Origin of the sequence: Methylomonas koyamae (assembly GCF_006483455.1) — a bacterium.
GTDB classification, from domain to species: Bacteria; Pseudomonadota; Gammaproteobacteria; order Methylococcales; family Methylomonadaceae; genus Methylomonas; species Methylomonas koyamae_B.
Genome location: NZ_PPPU01000022.1, coordinates 129,357 through 150,385, shown reverse-complemented (window position 1 = coordinate 150,385; position 21,029 = coordinate 129,357). Strand labels below are relative to the sequence as shown.

At 58.1% G+C, this 21,029-nt stretch carries 17 protein-coding genes; 9 read left to right on the top strand and 8 right to left on the bottom strand.

What is annotated here, in order from left to right; translation table 11 throughout:
* Window positions 1-113: 113 nt before the first annotated feature.
* From nhaD to chrA, 4 genes are all read left to right on the top strand, one after another.
* Window positions 114-1,511, top strand: a complete 1,398-nt coding sequence (gene nhaD, locus C2U68_RS13170; protein WP_140912978.1) for a sodium:proton antiporter NhaD — start codon at window positions 114-116, stop codon at window positions 1,509-1,511.
* A gap of 253 nt (window positions 1,512-1,764) precedes the next feature.
* Window positions 1,765-2,325, top strand: coding sequence for a hypothetical protein (locus C2U68_RS13165; protein WP_186289603.1), 561 nt, complete (start codon window positions 1,765-1,767; stop codon window positions 2,323-2,325).
* A complete protein-coding gene (locus C2U68_RS13160; RefSeq protein WP_140912937.1) occupies window positions 2,322-2,534 on the top strand; it encodes a hypothetical protein in 213 nt (70 codons plus the stop codon). The genes C2U68_RS13165 and C2U68_RS13160 overlap by 4 nt, the downstream gene beginning before the upstream one ends.
* A 47-nt stretch (window positions 2,535-2,581) precedes the next feature.
* Entirely contained in the window at window positions 2,582-3,916 is a 1,335-nt protein-coding gene (chrA, locus tag C2U68_RS13155) for a chromate efflux transporter (RefSeq protein ID WP_140912936.1), read from the top strand.
* A gap of 272 nt (window positions 3,917-4,188) precedes the next feature.
* Here the strand turns inward: chrA and C2U68_RS21815 are convergent, their stop codons facing one another.
* Together C2U68_RS21815 and C2U68_RS13145 are read right to left on the bottom strand one after the other, a co-directional pair.
* Window positions 4,189-4,620, bottom strand: coding sequence for a GFA family protein (locus C2U68_RS21815; protein WP_140912935.1), 432 nt, complete (start codon window positions 4,618-4,620; stop codon window positions 4,189-4,191).
* 129 nt (window positions 4,621-4,749) lie between these two features.
* On the bottom strand, window positions 4,750-5,520 hold the full coding sequence (locus C2U68_RS13145) for an SDR family NAD(P)-dependent oxidoreductase (RefSeq protein WP_140912934.1): 771 nt from the start codon (window positions 5,518-5,520) through the stop codon (window positions 4,750-4,752).
* Between the two features lie 115 nt (window positions 5,521-5,635).
* On the opposite strand from C2U68_RS13145, the gene C2U68_RS13140 reads away from it, so the two are divergent.
* A complete protein-coding gene (locus C2U68_RS13140) occupies window positions 5,636-6,556 on the top strand; it encodes an AraC family transcriptional regulator (RefSeq protein ID WP_140912933.1) in 921 nt (306 codons plus the stop codon).
* A 251-nt stretch (window positions 6,557-6,807) separates the two neighbouring features.
* Here C2U68_RS13140 and C2U68_RS13135 read toward each other — a convergent pair whose 3' ends face one another.
* The gene (locus C2U68_RS13135) at window positions 6,808-8,751 is read right to left on the bottom strand and encodes a hypothetical protein (protein WP_140912932.1); all 1,944 of its coding nucleotides are present in this window, start codon (window positions 8,749-8,751) and stop codon (window positions 6,808-6,810) included.
* 106 nt (window positions 8,752-8,857) lie between these two features.
* Window positions 8,858-9,334 carry a GNAT family N-acetyltransferase gene (locus tag C2U68_RS13130; protein ID WP_140912931.1) on the bottom strand — a complete coding sequence of 159 codons (477 nt, stop codon included), beginning with the start codon at window positions 9,332-9,334 and terminating at the stop codon, window positions 8,858-8,860.
* A 216-nt stretch (window positions 9,335-9,550) separates the two neighbouring features.
* On the opposite strand from C2U68_RS13130, the gene C2U68_RS13125 reads away from it, so the two are divergent.
* Both C2U68_RS13125 and C2U68_RS13120 read left to right on the top strand, forming a co-directional pair.
* Window positions 9,551-13,240 (top strand): PAS domain S-box protein, encoded by a 3,690-nt coding sequence (locus C2U68_RS13125; RefSeq protein ID WP_140912930.1) that lies wholly within the window; start codon window positions 9,551-9,553, stop codon window positions 13,238-13,240.
* Window positions 13,237-14,217, top strand: coding sequence for an HD domain-containing phosphohydrolase (locus C2U68_RS13120; protein WP_140912929.1), 981 nt, complete (start codon window positions 13,237-13,239; stop codon window positions 14,215-14,217). Before C2U68_RS13125 ends, C2U68_RS13120 begins: the two co-directional genes overlap by 4 nt.
* Window positions 14,218-14,286: 69 nt before the next feature.
* Here C2U68_RS13120 and C2U68_RS13115 read toward each other — a convergent pair whose 3' ends face one another.
* The 4 genes from C2U68_RS13115 to C2U68_RS13100 are packed head-to-tail and all read right to left on the bottom strand — an operon-like array spanning window position 14,287 to window position 18,688.
* Window positions 14,287-15,645, bottom strand: coding sequence for a DUF4129 domain-containing protein (locus tag C2U68_RS13115; RefSeq protein WP_140912928.1), 1,359 nt, complete (start codon window positions 15,643-15,645; stop codon window positions 14,287-14,289).
* Window positions 15,642-16,898: a DUF58 domain-containing protein gene (locus tag C2U68_RS13110; RefSeq protein WP_140912927.1), complete on the bottom strand. Its 1,257-nt coding sequence runs from the start codon at window positions 16,896-16,898 to the stop codon at window positions 15,642-15,644. Before C2U68_RS13110 ends, C2U68_RS13115 begins: the two co-directional genes overlap by 4 nt.
* Window positions 16,899-16,902: 4 nt before the next feature.
* Complete coding sequence (locus C2U68_RS13105) at window positions 16,903-17,829, bottom strand: AAA family ATPase (protein ID WP_140912926.1); 927 nt, start codon at window positions 17,827-17,829, stop codon at window positions 16,903-16,905.
* Between the two features lie 19 nt (window positions 17,830-17,848).
* Entirely contained in the window at window positions 17,849-18,688 is an 840-nt protein-coding gene (locus tag C2U68_RS13100; RefSeq protein WP_140912925.1) for a hypothetical protein, read from the bottom strand.
* A 263-nt stretch (window positions 18,689-18,951) separates the two neighbouring features.
* On the opposite strand from C2U68_RS13100, the gene C2U68_RS13095 reads away from it, so the two are divergent.
* Window positions 18,952-19,410 carry an EVE domain-containing protein gene (locus C2U68_RS13095; RefSeq protein ID WP_140912924.1) on the top strand — a complete coding sequence of 153 codons (459 nt, stop codon included), beginning with the start codon at window positions 18,952-18,954 and terminating at the stop codon, window positions 19,408-19,410.
* A gap of 28 nt (window positions 19,411-19,438) precedes the next feature.
* Entirely contained in the window at window positions 19,439-20,935 is a 1,497-nt protein-coding gene (locus tag C2U68_RS13090) for a flagellar hook-length control protein FliK (RefSeq protein WP_140912923.1), read from the top strand.
* Window positions 20,936-21,029 lie beyond the last annotated feature (94 nt).

The window sequence follows — 21,029 nt, the reverse complement described above, 5'->3', positions numbered from 1 at the left end:
CCGGCGTTCGGGCGGCAAAATGCCGGGCTGCCGACAACAGACTGATCAGGATTATTAGTATGGCAATCAACAAATTTTCGGCCGGCAAACTGAGATATGCCGGCATCAGCTTCATGTTAATGCTACAGCCCAATTCCGCGTTTTGCGCCACGCCGGAGGCTTTGGATTTAAGCGGGCATTGGATCGGCTTCCTGGCCTTGGGTTTGTTTGCCACCGCCTACGTGCTGGTAGTTCTGGAAGAACTGTTGGAACTGCGCAAATCCAAGCCGATGATGCTGGCCGCCGCGCTAATTTGGCTGGCAATCGCACTGATTTACAAAAGCCATGGCTTGTCGGACCTCGCCGAAACGGCGATACGGCATTACGTGCTGGATTACAGCGAATTATTCCTGTTTTTGATCGTCTCCATCGCCTACATCAATGCGATGGACGAAAGGCGCGTATTCGACAACTTGCGTGCCTGGCTGGTAAATCGCGGTTTCAGTTACCGTCAGCTATTCTGGGTCACCGGCCTGCTGGCATTCTTCATTTCGGCGGTCTCCAATAACATGACGACCGCAATGCTGATGTGCGCCGTGGTGATGGCAGTCGGGAAAGACAATCCGCGCTTCGTCGGCATTTCCTGCGTCAACACCGTCGTCGCCGCCAATGCCGGCGGCGCATTCTGCCCTTTCGGCGACATTACCACCTTGATGGTCTGGCAAAAGGGCATGATCGAGTTTTGGACCTTTTTCAACCTGTTCATTCCGTCGGTCGTCAATTTTCTGATACCGGCAACCATCATGCATTTCGCAATACCCAACGCCCGGCCGGCGCCGATTCAGGTCCAAATCCGCACGCTGCGCGGCGCCAAACGCATCGTCCTGCTGTTTCTGCTGACGGTGCTGACCGCGGTCGGGTTCCAGAACAGCCTGCAATTGCCGGCCGCCGTCGGCATGATGGCCGGTCTGACTTACCTGCAACTGTTCGGCTACTTCCTGCACATCACCCACCGCGACGAACCGGAACTAAGTATCGACGGCGTGGCCGGGGACCATCTGCCGGAGACCGGCGATGGCGGCAACGGTCTGCGTTTCGACGTGTTCCACCATCTGGCCAGGATGGAATGGGACACCCTGCTGTTCTTTTACGGCGTGGTGCTGTGCGTCGGCGGCCTCAACTTCATCGGCTATTTGCAGCATCTGTCCGAGTTCCTGTACGGAGAACTGGGGGCGACGCCGGCCAACATTCTGGTCGGTATCGTGTCGGCGGTGGTGGATAACATTCCGGTGATGTTCGCGATACTGGCCATGACGCCGGACATGAGCGAGGGCCAATGGTTGCTGGTGACATTGACCGCGGGAGTCGGCGGCAGCTTGCTATCGGTAGGCTCGGCCGCAGGCGTCGCGCTGATGGGGCAAGCGAAGGGGGTTTACACCTTTATGACCCACCTGAAATGGGCGCCGGCCATCATGTTGGGCTATCTCGGCAGCGTCGGCGCGCATTTTCTGATCAACGGCAGCCTGTTTTGACCGACTGGCCCGCACGGCGGCGAGCCGGCTTTACCTGCGAGCCGATGCCGCGCTATGCTGAGCCAGCTAGTGAATGCGCCGCGGCCGCGTGAACTATTAACCAGGCCCTTAAACTCCCTGGAGTCGTCATTCCAGCGAAGGCGGGAATCCACTATTGATTCTGGGCCCCCGCTTTGGCGGGAGCGACCCTATTTTAAAGTCGGGTTAATAAAACCCCTTGTCCCAACCGCACCATTTTTCAGGAAGCCCAAGCATGTATCAAGAACCGTCAATACCCGAAACCGAACCCGGCAAGCGCTACGTTTTTGTCGAGCAAAGCGTGTTTATTCTGCTGGTTTTGTTATCTCTGGCCGGAATTTACATTACCGATTTCAATCCGGATGACGGCTACGGTTACTGGCTGACTATGGTGTTCGTATTCGGTTCGCTTTCGGTGTTCGTGTCCTGGCTGCAGGCCAAAAACGGCGCCGCCGATTTCGGCCAGGTGTTGAAGGCGCAGGCGATGCATTGGCTGCATACCATCGTGGTCGTGATCGCCGCAGCCTTTTTGAACAAGTCCGGCCAATTGTCCGGCGTCAGCGCCGACTTGGTGATATTGCTGATTTTAGGCTTGGCGGCGATGCTGGACGGTTACCACATCGGCTGGGAATTCAGTTTCCTGGGCTTTTTTCTGGTCGGCTGCGCCGTGATCATCGGTTACGTGCAACCCTTTCTGTGGGCTTGCGGTGGATTCGCCGCCACCATCGTCGCCGTGTCGTTGCTACGCAATTTCCTTGGCGCAAAAGTCCGCCGCCTCGACGGCGAGCAAACATGATCAGAACAATTACCTGGTTCCGGCGGTTAAACCGCAAAAACAAACTGGCGGTGGTCTTATCCGCAATCTGGATGCTGGCGGTACCGGCTTTCGTCGTCCCCTACGGCGACGAAGCGACCGGCCGACTGGAACATTTTTTCTGGTGGGGCCTGTTTCCGGTGTTTTTATACTGGGGCCGCCATATTTGGGTCAGAAAATGGCCGAACTGAACCCCAATTATTCATGGTAAAAGCAGTATCAGCCGCCGGCCTAGACTATGAACCAAAATCCGCAGCAAGCACCTTTCAGCCCCAGCCTAGCCGAAGCCAGCCGATTCTGGCTGAAGCTGGGCTTCATCAGCTTCGGCGGCCCGGCCGGGCAAATAGCGATCATGCACCAGGAGTTGGTCGAGCGCCGGCGCTGGATCAGCGAAACACGCTATCTGCACGCCTTGAATTACTGCATGGTACTGCCCGGCCCGGAAGCGCAACAACTGGCGACTTACATCGGTTGGCTGCTGCACAAAACGCCGGGCGCATTGATCGCCGGCGGCCTGTTTTTCCTGCCGGCGCTGTTGATTTTGATCGGCCTGGGCTGGGTCTACATGCGGTTCGGCGACCTGCCCACGGTGGCCGGCTTGTTGTACGGCATCAAACCGGCCGTCACGGCGATCGTGTTGTTTGCTGCCTATCGGATCGGTTCGCGGGCCTTGAAAAACCGCTGGCTGTGGGCGATGGCGGCGGCAGCCTTTATCGCCATTTTTGCGTTGCAATTGCCGTTTCCGTTGATCGTGATTGCGGCCGGCTTGATTGGCGCCGCCGGCGGTAAATGGGCGCCGCAGTATTTTGCGGTCGGCGGCGGCCACGGCAGCACCAAGGCCAATTTCGGCCCGGCCGTGATCGACGACGATACGCCAACGCCAGAGCACGCCCTATTCAGGTGGGGCAAGTTTTACCGCCTGTTGGCGATAGGCCTGGTGCTGTGGGCCGGCGTGCTGGGCTGGCTGTGCGCGCAATACGGCTGGCAGGGCGGTTTGACCCAAATGGGCTGGTTCTTTACCAAGGCCGCCTGGCTGACCTTCGGCGGCGCCTATGCGGTATTGCCTTACGTCTATCAGGGGGCAGTGGAACAGTACCACTGGCTGACGCCGCAACAAATGATCGACGCACTGGCGCTGGGCGAAACCACGCCAGGGCCTCTTATCATGGTCAACACCTTCGTCGGTTTCGTCGCCGGTTGGGGCCAAGCCTGGTTTGGCGCGGATTCGGCGTTTTTGGCCGGCAGCGTGGCGGCCATGGTCGTCACCTACTTTACCTACCTGCCCAGCTTTTTATTCATTCTGGCCGGCGGCCCACTGGTGGAAACCACGCACGGCAATCTGAAATTCACCGCGCCGCTGACCGGCGTCACCGCCGCCGTGGTCGGCGTCATCGTCAATCTGGCCGTATTTTTTGCTTACCACGTGTTCTGGCCGCAGGGCTGGAACGGATCGTTCGACCTGTTTGCCGCCGGGCTGAGTCTGGCCGCGCTGTTGGCGTTGTTTCGGTTCAAACTCGGCATTATCCCGGTCATTGCCGGCGCGGCGCTAGGCGGCTGGCTGTGGATGCTTTGACCTAAAGCTACGCAGTGCTTACCCTCGTGGCAGGTCGTAATCTCCAATGAATTTAAAGAATCCCATCATCTGTGTCGGAATATGCCGAACGGCGTTTCTGGTGATTTAAAACTTACTGGAAACGCTAACGCTTGTTCCGGGCCACCTGGACTGACCGGCAAAGGGAGTGTTGACTAGCGGCCAATTGCCGTCCTTCTAGGTTGATCTCTGAATGTCCGGTATAAGTCACAGATTGCTCATTTAACATGGAGTTGTGGGGCTTCGCGCAAAGGTTATACCTTGGCTGCCTGTAAAAGTGAGATGAACTCAGAGAGGTTTGGTAACTCGTCATAGCATACTCCCTGAAGAATGGTGGGATCCCATGAGGCTTTGTACGCAACACATAGTTGGGCAACGATTTGCAGGTCGCCGTTGTCTTCAAGCAAACCGGTAGGCACCCAGATGTAAGGTAGGTTTCTTAGCGGATTCGGAACGGGAGAGCCGCAGATGGAACAAAAATCAGAGCGGAACCCTGATTCTTTCATCCACGAGGATATGAACTCAGCACCGGCCAACCACCGAAATTTTTCGTTCGGAACAATTGTGGCAGCATTGGATAGCGAGCCGCCTTGCCTCCGGCAAAGAGAGCAGTGGCATTGGTAGAGCTTGAAACTCTCGCCAACAATTTCAAATTCGACTTGTCCGCAAAGGCAATGACCCAGCATAAAACTTCCGATGATTAACGTTTTTTATAATGTGGGCGATTTAGCGAGTCGAGCTTGACTGATGGGGTAGCATTGCTCGATTTACGCAACGCCGTGTGACGGCGTTGCGAAACGGTCAAACACGAACAATCAATAGTTAACCCGGCTCGACAAGGCGCCATCCACATGAATATTGGCGCCGGTTACAAAGGAAGCAGCGGCAGAACACAGAAAAATGGCAACATTGGCCACTTCCCCAGGTGTTCCCATTCTTCCGAATGGATTCTTGTTCAAATAGCTTTGGAACAATTCCGGCATCTGCTGTCTGGCATTGCCCCAAAAACCGTCTTCGACGTAAATCGTTCCAGGGGAGATCACATTGACGCGAATTTTCTGATTGGCCAGTCTTCGAGCCGCACCTTTGGCTACATGAATCAAAGCCGCTTTATAAGCGCCATAAGCGCTTTCTTGGTCGGCTTCAACGGTTGCCACGGAAGAAAGGATTACTATTGCCGCATCGCCTGATTGGAGTGCCGATTGCTGTAAATAGGGTTGAGCTTCCTGTATTAAGTGAACTGTGCTCATGAGATCTGTTGAATAGCCCATTTGCCAGTCCTGTTCGCTGAAGCCGATGGCAAACGCGCTGGGATTGGCAATGATGATATCAATGCCGCCCATGGTTTCGGCTGAGTCGGCGATCCATTGTTTGAGTGCTTTGGAATCCGATACATCCAAGCAGCTTGCGTCTACCGGATAGCCTTGCTGCTGAAAATCCGTAGCTACCTGCTTAAGGCGTTGCGGATTGCGGGCGCACAGACAAACTGTTGCCCCTTCGGCAACCATTGCCTGCACAATCGCCAGTCCTATACCACGCGTTCCCCCCGTTACCAGTACTCTTTTATTTTTCAATTCAAGTTTCATGCTAAATTCCTAACCTCACTAAATCCCCTCGCTGTAGGGTGTGCGAAGTTTAAGACGGGGGAGTTTGTCAAACCATGCCTGAAAATCCTGAAGTTTTGTCCGATTGGCCGTATTGATGGATGCGCTGGAAGTCCTGCTGCCTAAGCTACAGATAGAAAAAGCCGTTTATACCCGAGTAGAGGGGCATTCGCCCTGGGGGATTGATTTAAAAGCCTACCCGCATACCAAGTTTGGCATTGTGATCCAGGGTTGCTGCTACATAGACCTTAAGGATGGTTCCTTGCCGGTAAAACTTGAACGGGGGTTCTGTTATTTATTGCCGCGTGGCAATGCGTTCCGGGTTCGTTCATCGGCAGACGGCACGACCGACAAATTCGAGGATTTGCTGGTGAATTTGCAAGGTAGAGTGTTGCGCTGTGGTCAGGATGGCGACCAAACCATCGTGCTGGGTGGACAATTCGTTTTTGCGCTTGAGCGTTATCCTTTAGCACTCGATTTACTGCCTCCGTTGATTTGTTTTCAGGTCACCGACTCGGAGTTGGTTGCCCTACAGGCCACATTGTCATTGATGGAACAGGAAATCCGCTCGCAAACTCTTGGCACTCAGGCCATGCTGAATTCGCTGGCCGACATTTTTTTCGTGCAAACATTGCGCGCCTATTTGTCGGGGTCTAGCGACCGTCAAACCGGATGGGCAGGTTTGTTAAGTGATGAGCGATTGGGCAAGGCGTTGCGGTGCATGCATCAGCAGATTGGCAAGCCCTGGACGATAGCCGCGTTGGCAGCACAAAGCGGCATGTCCCGCTCGGTATTTACTCAGCAGTTTAAGCAAAAACTGAGCATTGCCCCCATGGCTTATCTCAAACTCATCCGGATGAATCTAGCAAAAGAGCTGCTGCAACAATCGTCTGCTTTGGGGATTGCTCAAATCGCCGTCAAAGTCGGCTACGAATCCGAAGTAGCTTTCAATAAGGCTTTCAAACGGGAAATCGGTACTCCACCTGCTGCCTGGCGAGCGAAAAATAGTGATCGTTGATTTACGCAATTAAGCACTAGCTTGCCTCTGCAAAGTGTTAGCTAAATCAGCTCTTATCAATCCATAGCAACATAGCAATTAGGTTTACCGTTTCATTGCGCCCAATCCACCATATTATCGAAGACCAAGGTATATGACTGGTAACGAATCAATCTCTGTCATAGAATCACATTAGGTGACAGACCGCAAAGGGTCGAAACCAGCCAATCAACCTCGCAACCGAATAGCGCGGAACAACTCACAAACCCCGGCTATTTCAAACCATACACCTTCAATTGGCTGCAAACCGGCAACTGGTTATCCGGCGCGGTGCAATCCGAGGTGCCGATTCGGTAAATCATCACATACACCCGACCGTTGGCGACCACCGGCGGGATCATTCGCGACATTTTGCCCAGGCCGCCGTTATTGTCGTCGCCGGTGCGGAACAGGCGTTTCAGCTTGTTGCCCGGCAACACCGTGGTCGCGTCGTAGGCGACCAATTGGCCTTCGGCGAACTCCTTATTTGCATCGCCGAATTTGGAATAAACCGCCCAGACAATGGCAGAACCGAAGTCGATAGCGTGCGGAAACGCCGATGCGGCCGAGGGTTTGCCGGAGATCATCAGCAAACCGCCGGGCATGCCGCCGGGAGAGGCGACGCCGACCGAGGCCAGATCGTCGGCTTCGGCGCGGAAGCTGGGCAATTTGCCGTCCAGCGTCGAGAAATCGTAAGCCTTCAACCGCGAATTTTCGCCCCAGACGTAGACGATACCGCCGCTCTGGTCGCGTTGCGCCAGCGCCAAAGCATGGATATGGTGCATCTTGTTGTTTTCCGGATCGCCGCAGGGTACGAACCAGCCGTGGTCGCTGTGGCCGGCCGCCGGACACGGAAGACTGCGGTTCAGGTGTTGCGCCCTGTCCCAGTTCTCGTCGATGCCGCCGCCGTAGTAAGTCGCCACCAGCGGCGGTTTGGATAGCAACTGGTTGAAGCGATCGTTTTTCCCCAGATTGAATTTATCCAACGAATAAATGATGCCGTCCTTGGTGCCTTGGAGCAGCAAACTCGAACCCGGCACCAGCATCGGCCCCGCCGCACCGAAATCCCAATCCGCGCCAGCGGAACCGGCACCGGCCCGGCCGCAGGACACTTCCGAGTCGTTGTCCTGCCACAGGCAATCCTTTGGCGCAACCCGCTCGTCAAGAAAGGCTTTGTAATAATCCACTTGCTCCAACAGCGGCCGGGCGCCGCCAAGGCCGGGCTTGAAGCGCAGTTTGATCATGCTTTCCGCCAGATCGACGCCGCCGTTATTGGACGTACCGTTGGAGGTGGCAACGTAGATCATGTCGTCTTCGGTGACCGGTGCGCCGCCGGCGTGCCAGATGCCGGCGCCCCACGAATTGAACGCGGTCGCGCAGAAGATCGCCGCTTCTTTGGAGAACCCCGGCTGCCCCAGCAGCGCGCGGGTATCGTAGGCGACGACAAAACCGTGCGGATTTTTGCGCCCGCCCAGCAATTTTTCCTCGTTGGCGGCAAATGCCATGACCAAGCCGTTATTCGCGGTCAATGCCAGACCGGCGCGCAACTTGGGATAGACATATTGCTTGGTCTGGTTATTCTCCCGGTAAAGCGCACCGGCGTCGTTGAACCAACAGCCGTTGCCTTCCTGCGACCGGCCGAAAATCCTCACCGGCGGCGCTTTTTGGCTGCCGTCCGCGGGATTCAAGGCATAGACCCAATAGTCGCGGAGCTTGTTGTCGTTGTTTTTCTTTTGCCAGGAGGCGACAAATAAAGTATTGCTGGCCGGATCGACGATAGGCGTGGCCGATATGCCCCAGGTCGGCGTGTGCTTCCACATATCCATGTCCTGCGAACTGATTTCCGGCCCCAATTTGACGTGATAAACGGTGGCATCGGTGCGGGCGTTGATGCCGACAACTTCGTTTTTCATCGTCGTGACGACGACCAAATCGTCGCCGTTGGCCGCGTTTTCCAGCACCAATGGCTGGGTTTCGACTTTGGCGTTGAAATCATAGGTACGCAACAAACCGAAGCGGTCGGGGTTGACGCTATCCTTGTCAAGCAGCACTTCCTGATTGTTGGCGGCGGTGCGGAAATTGTTGCCGGCCCGTTGGGTAATACTGACCGCCACCGCCTGATTGACAAACACACCGCTTAACACGGCCCCGGCAAGACTGAGCGCAATTCGTTTCATGGCGTACTCCGGCTGTGGCAAAAGTCAACTGAGCCTAGAATTTATCGCTCGCCGCTGTCAAGCATTTAATAATCAAGGTTTTTTCTAGTCTGCCCGCCCGCCAACACTACGCCGTTTCAAGATCGTGCAATTGCGCCCGCATCACGCTAACCCGGCTGCCGCGGTATATTTCCTCGGCAACAGGCTGCCACCCCAGAGTTTCGTAAAACGCAACCCGATCCGGGGTAAACAAGTACAACTGCTCGTAACCGGCCGCACCGGCTTGGGCCATGACATGCCGCACCAAGCGCCCGCCGATTCCCTGCCGACGAAACTCCGGCGCGACAAACACGCTGGCCAACCAAGGCGTCCACTGCGGTCGGGTTTCCATATCGCAGGCCACAATGGCCGCCGACCCGGCCAGACAACCTTGTCGCTCGTAGACAAAGGTCGATGGAATCAGGCCGGCCTGCAAATAAGCCTGCATCCTGGCGATGCGCATCGGCAAGGTTTCGCCCGGATTCAAATACGCCCATTCCGCTTGGTGCCAGGCGGCCAAAGTTGGCAGGTGATGAGGTGCGGCGGTCAAATCGACGATCGACATACGATTTTGCTTATGTTGTTGAACTGGCCGGAATTATACGGAAACCCGGTGCCATTGAATCCGCGCTTTTTGCCAGCCCCCAACCTGGTCCGGTTTGACAAGCTCGCCCGCCGCGGCATGTTAATCCACTAACGGCCGGTCATATTCAAGCGTTGCAGCGCTGCCGGCATTCGGCGTAACATCGGCGGCAACGCCATCCCCGCGAGGCATACTCTGATGCTGCAAAAACGATTAATCGCGCTGTTGCTGCTCTTGATTTTGTTGCCGACCTTCGCGACCGGCTGGATGGCCTACCGCTTTGCGATCGACGATATTCTTGGCAACCGTCTGGACGCAGTCAGCCGCGTCGCTGAGAGCCGCCTGGAACAACTGGTGATGGTATTGCGCCGGGCCAATAGCCACACCAGTGCCGCTTTGGCAGATTTGTTGGCCGAATGTATGGTCCAGGACCGGCTAAACCGGGACTGCGCGATGCGTAGCGTCAACGATTTCCTGCATCGGGAAGGCGCAGCAGGCGCTTGGCTATTCCGCAGCGATCGGACCGACACGTTGGCGATCGGCAATCCGCCGCTGCCGATCGCCGATTTCGCCCACTTTGGCCGTGACCAGCTCGCCGGGCTGATTCCATCAGTGCCCGATCGCTCCGGCTATTTTTATACGATTGCCCGCGATCCTGGCCAACCGTGGCAACTGGCTGTGTTTTACCAGGAAGCGCCGATCCAGGCCATTTTTGGCCCCCACGCGGTCCTCGGCCGCTCCGGGGAAAGCCTATTGGCCGACCGGCAAGGCATTTTCGTAACGCCAGCCCGTTACCCGCCGGCCCCAAATCAAGCTCAGGCCACCGCCAACAGTCCTTTGGCCGCCTGCCTGGCCGGAGAAAACGGGCAAGGGCAAGACAAAGATTACCGGGGGCGAGCGGTGATCTACAGCTATCGCCACGTCGCCGAGATCGGCGGCGGCTGCATCCTGGCCCAAATCGAGCAGGACGAAGCCTTCTCGGCAATCCAAAGCCTGAAGCACAACATGTTGCTGGTGGTAACGGCCTTTATTCTGCTGACCGGTTTTACCTCGCAGGCTTTGGCCAAACGCATCGTCGCGCCGATCGCGCGCCTGACCTTGACCGCGCGCCGGATTCGCGACGGCGACTTCAGCCTGCGAGCCGAGGTGAGCGGGCACGACGAAATCGCCGAACTGGCCAGTTCCTTCAATCATATGACCGACGCGCTGGCCGACGCCCAGCACAATCTGGAAACGAAGATCGCCGAACGCACCCTGGCGCTACGTACCAGCGAAGAGCGTTATATCCTGGCAGAGCGGGCCGTCAACGATGGTATCTGGGACTGGAATATCCTGACCCACGAATACTACCTGTCGCCGCGCTGGAATAAAATTCTCGGTTATGCCGCAGGCGAATTGCCGAACGAGGAAGCGATCTTCTTCGAATTGATCCATCCCGACGACAAAGCCAGGGCCAGCGACGCCTTTGCCCGGCACCTGGAACGGAACGAACGCTATTCCACCGAACTGCGCCTACGCCATCGCGACGGCAGTTACCGTTGGGTCCTGGACCGGGGCGAGGCCTTGCGCGACGCAAACGGCCGGCCGGTGCGCATGGTCGGTTCGATTACCGATATTACCGAGCGTAAGGCCGCCGAAGCGGAGTTGCTGGAGTATCGCGAACACCTGGAAGAACTGGTGGCGATGGCCACTACGGAAGTCAAAGCGATTGTCCAGACCGCTGTCAACGGGGTGATTTCGATCGACAGCAGCGGCATTATCCGCATGTTCAACCCCGCAGCCGAGAAACTGTTCGGCTGGCGCAGCGATGAAATCGTCGGCAAAAACGTCTCGCTCCTGATGCCGGAACCCGACGCCTCGGCTCACGACGGTTATATCCGCCGATTTTTGGCTCAGCGACAATCGAGAATCCTCGGTACCGAACGCGAAGTCATCGCCCAACGCAAAGACGGCAGCCGGTTCCCGGCCAGTCTGGCGGTCGGCCACGGCATCATTTCCGAAGGTAGGCACATCTTTGTCGGTTTTATTTCCGATATCACATTGCAAAAACAGGCGGAGCTGGAGCTGCGCCAAGCCAAGGAAGCGGCCGAGGCCGCCGCCAAAGCCAAAGCCAACTTCCTGGCCAATATGAGCCACGAAATCCGCACGCCGATGAACACGGTGATCGGCTTCGCCGAGGTGGCCCTGCAGGACGCCAATCTATCCATCGCCACTCGCAATCACATCAAAACCATCCTCAGCTCGGGTCGGCATTTGCTGAGCGTGATCAACGACATCCTGGATTTCTCCAAAATCGAGGCCGGCAAAATCGAATTGGAGTCGGTCTGTTTCAACTTGCCGGTCGCAATCCAGGAAGCGCTGCAAATCATGAGTTTGCGCGCCGCGGAAAAGGGTTTGCGCATCGATCTTGCGGTTGAGGCCGGCCTACCCCACCTCTTCGTCGGCGACCCGAATCGGCTGCGGCAGGTCATATTGAACCTGGTCGGCAATTCGGTGAAATTCACCGACACCGGCTATATTGCGGTCAGTATCGGCCGGGCGGAACAGCCGGAGCTGCTGCATTTCGCCATCGCCGACACCGGCATCGGCATGAGCCCGGAACAAACCGAACGCATCTTCGAATCGTTCTCCCAAGCCGACGCCACCACCAGCCGCCGTTTCGGCGGTACCGGCCTGGGCACCACCATCAGCAAACAAATCGTGGAAATGATGGGCGGGCGGATTTGGGTGGAAAGCCAACTCGGCGTCGGTTCGGTGTTCCATTTCACGGTGCGGCTGCCGGAAGCGGCAGCCAACGACGTCTGCCTACACGAATCGGTTGCGCCGCGCAAACTGGCCTATTATTCGCCGCGCCGCTTCAAAATTCTATTGGCCGAGGATGTGGAAGCCAACGCGAAACTGGCTACCCTGCGCCTGGAACAACAAGGCCACCGGGTACGCTGGGTCAAAAACGGCGCCGAAGCCGTCGCGGCCTACCACGAATCCGACTTCGACTTGATTCTGATGGACTTGCAAATGCCGGTCCTGGACGGCATCCAGGCCACCCGTCAAATCCGCGAACTGGAGCAAGGCAGCCTGCGCCGGATTCCGATTTTGGCGCTGACAGCCAGCGTCCTCAGCCATGAACGCCAGGAATCGTTGGCGGCCGGCATCGACGCGATTGTCGGCAAACCGATCGACATCGACGAACTGCTGGCGCAGATGGAAAATCTGACGCCGCCCGGTTTCGGGATCGCCAATAACGGCGGAGCGCCCGCGACCATCAACGAAACCGCCGTCGATTTCGCACCGCTGGCCGACGTCGCCGACTACCGGAAAGGCTTGAGCAATTGGCTGGACCCGTTGATTTACGCCGACGCGCTGCTTAATTTCGCTGCGCAACACGCGGCCGACGCCGACAACATTCAGCTCAGTCTGGCAAACGGCGACATTGAAGCCGCCAAGCGCAGCGCACACGCCCTGAAAGGCGTGGCCGGCAATCTGGCATTGGTCGACATCGCAGCCTTGGCCGCCAACATCGATGCCGAACTGAAGAACGGCACACCGGCGCTGGCCGCAGCCCAAATCGACCGTTTGCGCAGTGCACTCGACCAAGCCGCCGCGGCAGTCCGCCGGCTTGAATTGCCGGAAAAACAGCCGGTGGCCAGCGCGGAAGCCTTCGACGCCGCGCACATCGACGATCTGTTGCAACAATTGCTGCGGAACCTGGACACGTTGAACCCGGAAAAAGTCGAGCCGGTGTTGCAGGAGCTGGCGCCTTACCTGACAGCAACCGAATTGCAAGCCATCCGCTACGAATTGGACAGCTTCGATTTCGACGGCGCCAAGGCAGCGGTCGGACGGTTGCAGGCCAAACTCGCCGGTGCCGCAGAAGGAGAGCAAGCATGAAAGACAGTTACAAACTGCTGCTGGTCGACGACGAACCGAACAATCTGAAGGTGTTGCAGCAAATCCTGAAAGACCGCTACGAGCTGATTTTCGCCATCAACGGCGAAAAAGCGCTGGCCGCAGCGCGCGACCACCGGCCGGACCTGATTCTGCTGGACATCATGATGCCGGACATGGACGGTTACCAGGTCTGCATCCACTTGAAAGCGGACGCCGGCACCGCGAAGATTCCGGTCATTTTCGTCACGGCGATGGGCGAAACCGAAAACGAGGCCTACGGTTTCGACGTCGGTGCGGTGGACTACATTCAAAAGCCGGTTTCCGGCCCGATCGTGCTGCGCCGGGTCCAAACCCACCTGTCGCTGGTCCGGGTCGAGGAACTGGATGACTTGGCCCGCGCCGCGATCGAAATGCTGGGTGCCGCCGGCCATTACAACGACCCTTACACCGGCGACCACATCTGGCGGATGGCGGCCTATTCGGCGGCGCTGGCCCGTGCTGCCGGCTGGAGCCCGGCGCAAGTGGAAATGATCAAGCTGGCCGCCCCGACCCACGACACCGGCAAGATTGGCATTCCGCACGCGATCTTGAAGGCGCAATCGGGTTTGGCCGGCCGCGATTGGGACATCATGAAAACGCATTCGCAAATCGGCTACGACATTCTGAGCAAGACCGACAATCCGGTATTCAAAATGGCCGCCGAAATCGCCCATTACCACCACGAACGCTGGGACGGCACCGGATATCCGGCCGGCTTGGCCGGCGCAGCCATCCCCGAATCGGCCCGCATCGTCGCAATTGCCGACGTGTTCGATGCCTTGAGCAGCAAACGGCCTTACAAACCAGCCTGGCCGCAGGAAACGGTCCTGGAAACGATGCGTAGCGGCGCAGGCAGCCATTTCGACCCGCATTTGCTGGAACTGTTCATGGCGATCATGCCGGAAATACTGGCATTGAAGGCGCAGTTCGCGCCTTGAGCCGCGCCCGAACGGCAAGCCGAGAAACAGGCTCATGTCGGCGCTGGGTACGCGCCCGACGCGAGCGTTTCAAATCGATTCGCGATACATTTCCAGATAAATCCGCCGCATGCGTTGCAAGTGCGCCGGGTCGGCGGCGCCGGCCCCGTAGCGGGCTGCTTCGAACAAGTGCGTCAGCTCCTGAGCGTGGCGCTGGACCTGCCGACGCTGCAGCCGGTTGATCTGCGCCAGATATTCGCGCGTATTGCTGAAGCGCGATCTGGGCAATTCGCCGAGCGCAAACAAACGTTCCATCGCCCGGTAGTATTGGCAAGCGCCGGACTCGCCCCCGGCGTGGCGTCCGCAGCGGCCCAGATACCAATAATCCCAACGGCTTGCCAGCCAGATCGCCCAAGGCGTCTCCCGCAGCAGATTGCGGAAAGCCAGTATCACGGCCAGCAGAATCAATCCCAGCAACGCGAACATCAAATCCAGCCAATGTTCGCGCAGCCATTGCCGCAGCCAGCGCCACCAATCGAAGACAAGCAATACCGCCGGCTGTAGCGTTTCGCTGAATCCGGCCAGTTGCTCAATCGCCGATTTTTGCCAGTGCGGCATATGCGGCCGCTGCGCCGCGGCGCGCATTTCCTGCGGACCGGGCCAGTGCATGCCCGGCCATTGCAAACCTTGGCCGCCACCGGTTCCGTTTTCGGCGGCCCCGCCCTGGCTTTTAGTTGCGGCGGAACCGGTCTGCCCGCCGGACTCCGCCTGTTCCAGCTCGCCGCCCGGCGCCTGCGGAATATCCTGGCCGAAGCGCGATTCCAGATAAGGCCAACTGACTTGCGGGGTCAACAGGTACAAGCCGCCACCGAGCAACAAGATGCTCAGCGTGGCGGCCAAGCTGGCGGCGCCCTGCCCCTGGCTGCTCGATGTCCGCGCCAGGCCGGTCAGGCGCAGGTCGTCGCTACGCTGACCAATCTGGCTGGCAACCAAGGTAAACACGGCGGCCATCAGATACGGCAGGATATAAAACAACATGGTCCAGTCCGCCCGGTAGTGGGAAGCGGCAAACAGCACCAAGGCCAGCGAGGTCAACAACCCCAGGTGCAACTGGCGGCGACTGGCGGTCGCGCAATTGTAAGCCGCTTGCAGCATCGCCAGCAGGTACAGGCCGGCGCGCGGCATGCCCCACAGCGGCAAGAATGCGAACACGAACAACACCAAACCGAAAAACAACACGAATTTTTGGGCAATGCCGCCCCAGCCGCCGGCTTTTCGGGCTTGGCGCCAGCCAACAGCCAGGGTGCCGCCGCACACCACCGTCCAAAACAGCATTTCCCTGCCGAAGCTGCCGTAGCCGATATCCAAATACGCGTTGCAGGCCAGCGCCAACAGTTGCGCGGCGAACAACCCGGCATACAGCGATCCGGCAAGTTTGGTTTCGCTCACGAATTGAATACCTCGGTCAAATCGTCGCCTTTGCGCACGGTCAGGCTCGGCACACCCATCTCCAGCAGGCCCAGGGTCAAATCCCGCCGCCGCGGTGCGGCGGCCATGCCGGCGCCGCTCGGAAAAAAACTGTCGCGATCGAAACTTACCGCCAGCAAATTGGCGCCTCTGGCGCGCAGCAAAGCCAGCGCTTGTAGCGTCGCCGAGTCCCGGTGCGGCGGTTCGCTGAGCAGCAACACCACCGTCTCGCCGCGCTGGCAATCCAACGCGATGTCGGTCAACAGTTCGGCGTACGGGGTGCGGCCGTCGCTGTCCGCCACGGCCAAGGCGTCCAACATATGCTGAAAGTGCAAGTCGCCTTTGCCGGAAGCAAAGCGCACGGTTTGAGCCCCGTAAGCCAGCAAGCGGCTATGGATGTTTTGGCGGCAGGCATATCCGGCGACCGATGCGGCGATGCGTATCGCATACTCCAGGGTGCTGTGGCGGCCGCGGCCGACATTGGCGTCCTTGGCCAAATCCAGTGCGATGTAAAGGCAAGCCGAAGCCAACGGTTCGAATTCTTTTACCATCAATTCGTTCATGCGCGCGGTGGTCGGCCAGTGCACGTGGCGCGGGTTGTCGCCGCTGCGGTATTCGCGCAGGCCGGCGAACTCGGCCGCTCCGGCGCCCTCCGGCAAACAGTAGGCGCCGCGGTGAATCTGGCTGGGCGCACCGAGCAAGGCCAAGGCCTGGATCGGAAACAATTTGGGGTAGATCGTGAATTCTGGCGTCGTCTGTTCTCCGGCGATACGCAGTTCCGCCAAACCTAACGGAAACGACGAAGCCAGGCCGACCGGCCCCAGCCGGTAAAAGCCGCGTTTTTCGCATTGCAACGTCAACTCGAAACGGCGGCTAGCGCCGCCGGGGATGTACGAAATCCCGCCGAGCAAGCGAGCGCCGGCGGCAGGCAGCGATTCGGCGGCGCCGACAAAAGGCAGATGGTCGGCTAACTCCAGCATAAAGCGCGGCAGCCAGCCACGGTTATGCACTTCGAATTCGAATTTAACCGTATCGCCTTCCAAAGCCCGTTGCGGGGCGATCCGACGGATTGCCACCCGCTTCAACAACAGATAAGGCCAAAGCAAACCGCTCAGTAAACCGCCGCCAATCAAGGCCGCCAATAGCCAAGGCAGACTTTGTTCGCGGGCGATGGCGGCGGCATAAGCCGCCAACGCAAAACCGGCCAGTATCCAAAACCGGCGTTGAACCGACATCGGCCTACACCACCGGCGGCGGCAATTGGCCAAGAATCTCGGCCAGAATTTCGCCGGCGCTGCGGCCCAGCACCGCCGCCTGCGGCCGCACCAGCAATCGGTGCTCCAGTACCGCCGGCGCGATTAGCTTCACCAAATCCGGAGTGACGAAGGCTTGGCCGCGCAACCAGGCCAAACCTTGCGCGGCGCGCGCCAGCGCCAAGGTTGCGCGGGGGCTGGCGCCCAAACGAAGATCGGCGTGTTTGCGGCTGGCAGCGCCGATACCGACGACGTAGGCGGCCACATCAGGGCTGATATAGACATTTTTCACCTCGGCGCGCGCCGCCAGAATTTGGGCTTCGGTGGTAACCGGTTGCAGGGTCTCGATCGGATGGTTGTGCGCTTGCGCCGCCAAAATTTTGATTTCCTGGTCGATGTTGGGATAGCCCATATGCAGCCGGATGAAAAAACGGTCCAACTGCGCCTCCGGCAGCGCATGGGTGCCGGCCATGTCAATCGGGTTTTGCGTAGCCATGACCGTGAATAATTTCGGTAATTCGTAACTTTGGCCGTCGACGCTGACGTGGAACTCTTCCATGCATTCCAGCAATGCCGACTGGGCCCGCGGCGTCGCCCGGTTGATTTCGTCGGCCAATAGCAATTGGGTGAATACCGGGCCGGGACGGAATTCGAAATCCGCGCTTTTCTGGTTGTATACCGCGACGCCGGTGATGTCCGACGGCAATAAATCGGGCGTGCATTGCAGGCGCTTCATGTCGACTTGGATCGACCGCGCCAATGCCCGCGCCAACATGGTTTTGCCGGTTCCCGGCACGTCTTCCAGCAGAATGTGGCCTTTGCAAAGGATGGCGACGCAAGCCAGTTCGATGACCGGCCGTTTGCCGACGATGACGCGTTCGACGTTTTCGATCAGGGTGTGAATGTTTTCCATAGCGAGCTATTGAGTTGAATCAGGAATTCGGACCGGCTTGGCCCAAGATCGGCTTATCGGCAAAAATGACCAGCAAGGCCAATAGCCCGACCGCCAAAGCAGAAGTACTCGCCGCGACCGCCGACAAGCCCAAATACGCCAACGCCGATAGAAAAATGAAGTAGATCGACGGCACGATTCCGGATAAACCGACATAAATCCCGTAACCGGCAAGTAAAACCCAGACCAGCAGATTCAGGCCGACGACCCAGCGCACCGGATAGTAAACCGCCGGATGCAACCGATCTTTATTTCTGGCCAGGGCCAGAAACACGATCAAATAGGCCAGTAACAATCCGTAACCGTAACCGAAAAACTCCGGATTTGCCGCAGCGGTCGAATTGTTGTTCAACACATAGAGCACGCTGCCGTCCAACACATTGGCCGGAATCAGATACTGCTGCAGATTGCGTTCGTTGCCGCCAATGTCCGCGGCGATATCCGGAAAACAGAACACCGCGTCCTGCGGCACGATTAACGAGCCTTGCGCCATCCGCAGTTGCGGATACACGGCCACCGGCTGGGCGTTCACCGTCAGGGTTTGCCCGGCAAAACCGACTTGGTCGCCCGGCATGCCCTGAATCCGAGTGATTTGCAGTTGCCCGGCAGCGTCGGTATAGCGGACCAAACGCCCCCGACTCAACTCAATCCGATTCGACATCACCATGAATGCATTCTGACTCAGTTCGCGATAAGCCGGATTGGCGGACGCCATGCGACTGACAGGATGGTTCAACGGCGCATGGATTAACGGAAATCCGAAAACGATGCCGGCCAACAGGCATAACAGATTCGGCCAAATTCTTAGGCTGGTAAGCATGAAGCTCCTGGTTGGGGTAAATTGCAAAGGGGCCAGCCAAGCGCCGCGACTGGCTGGTCGGCTCTAGCGTTGTTGCTGGGTAGCGTAAACATAGTCCAAGTTTTGGATTGCGTTGCCATGACTCGCTGCGTTACGGCGGGTATGCAATTGCGGCAGTTTGGCTATGGTTATGGCTATAACTTGATAAACTAAGGCCGCCCCCGGTTTCCGCTACCGGCCGGTTTTGGCCGACAGTAGACCGATTCGAATATCAAGGAGAATTTATGCGTTATTGGCTGATGAAATCGGAACCGGAAACCTTCGGTATCGACGATTTATATGCGCGGCCGCAGCAAACCGAACATTGGGACGGCGTCCGCAATTACCAGGCACGCAACATGATGCGCGACGAGATGAAAATCGGCGACCAAATCTTGTTTTACCACTCCAATTGCGACGAGCCCGGCGTCGTCGGCATTGCCGAGGTGGTCAGGGAAAGTTATCCGGATTTCACGGCGTTCGATCCGGACGACAAGCATTTCGATCCGAAAAGCCATCTGGATAAGCCGACCTGGTTTATGGTTGACGTCAAGTTCGTGCGCAAACTCTCGCGCACGATCAGCTTGCGCGAGCTGAAAACCAAATCCGAGCTGGGCGAGCTGGCTTTGTTGCGCCGCGGCAATCGGCTGTCGATCATGCCGGTCAGCGCCGAGCAGTGGGCGTTTATTCTGGCGCTGGAATAGCCGCAGTGCCGGCGGCAAGGTAACGCTCGTGGAAATCAAACTGCCGCTGGATGCCAATCTGCAAGCCGCCCTGAACAAAGTCAGCGCCGCCTTTCCGGAGCTGAAACTGAATCAGGTTCTGGAAGCCAAGATCGCCGTCAATCAAGCCCAATTGAATCTGCTGACGGTAAACATGGCCGGCAAGACCTTGACGCTGCAAACGCCACTGCCCTTGCCGCTCGCTGCCGGCCAAAGCTTGCAACTGCAAGTGGTCAAATTATTGCCGACGCCGGAATTCAAGTTGATCGCGCCGCCGCTACCGGCCAATGCCAAGCCGACAGCCGGGGGCGAAGCGCCGCTGCTGAAACTGACCACTGCCGCCGCGCCGGCACAAGTGGCGGCAGCCGGCAATCCGTTACCAAACCTGCAACTCGGCCAGGCCGTGCCGGCCCAGGTGGTCAGCGTCGGCAAACAGGGCGTGACGCTGCAATTGGCTATGCCATTGCCTGCATCCGGCCAACCAGCAACCGATAACGTTGCCGGCCATTCGCCAGCTCAGCCGGTCACGCTGGATAGCCGGCAATTGCTCGAAGCCGATCCGGCCAAACCGGTGCTGGTGCCGGGTAGCCGCATCGAATTGCAACTGGTCAAGGCCGGCTCGCCGCCATTGTTCAGCGTCAGCCTGGCGCCGGCGGACTTGGAAGCTGAACTGGTCGCCGCCGCTTTCAAACAAGCCCTGCCGCAGCAAAGTTCGCCGCTGCTCATGCTGAACCGGCTGGACCATGCCGTCGGTGAATTGATCGCCGATAAAACCGTCGGCGAAACCCTGAAACATCTGGCTTTGCAGATTTTGCGGGCGATTCCGGATAAGTCGGCGTTGTTCCAACCCAACGATCTGAAAACAGCTGTCGCTCGCTCCGGCCTGTTCCTGGAAGCGCAACTGGCGCAAGCCGGCCGGCAGCAGGCGCCGCCTACGTTGGCGGACGATTTCAAGCTCAGACTGAGCAAGTTTATTGCGCAATTGGCGCTGGAATTAAAACCGGCTGCGGCGGAACATTCCGCCTCCGCCAGCGAACCGCTGCTGAGAGAGCTGTTGCAGCAAGCCGAGGGCAGTCTGGCGAAATTAACCTTGGACCAGTTGCATTCGTTGCCGAAAGACGATGCGCCGCGTCAGGTTTGGGTGTTGGAGCTGCCTTTCCTGCAAAACGGTAAGCCGGACCTGCTGGAACTGGTCGTGGAGCACGATCGAGACGGCAGCGGCAACCCCGCCGGACAGAACAACTGGGTAGTGAGCATTACCATTACCCCGCCGGAACTTGCTACAATACATTGCAAGCTCTCCTGTTACGACGGTAGCGTCAACACCCGTTTCTGGAGCGAATCGGCCGTTACGGTCGAAAAAATTAACGCGCGTCTCGACTACCTGAGACGGCAATTCGAAGAAAAAGGATTGAAGCCCGGTTTTATGGATGCCCAACAAGGCAAACCTGCCCAAGAACACTCGCCGATAGCGTCGCCGCAAAGCTTGTTAAGCGAAAAAGTCTAGCTGCCTAACCTTGAACAGCCCGCTCACGTTCAGCCTTTACACTCATTTCCGCTTCGGCCGCCGCGCCGCGGCGTGCGCCGTTCATCCATTGGAG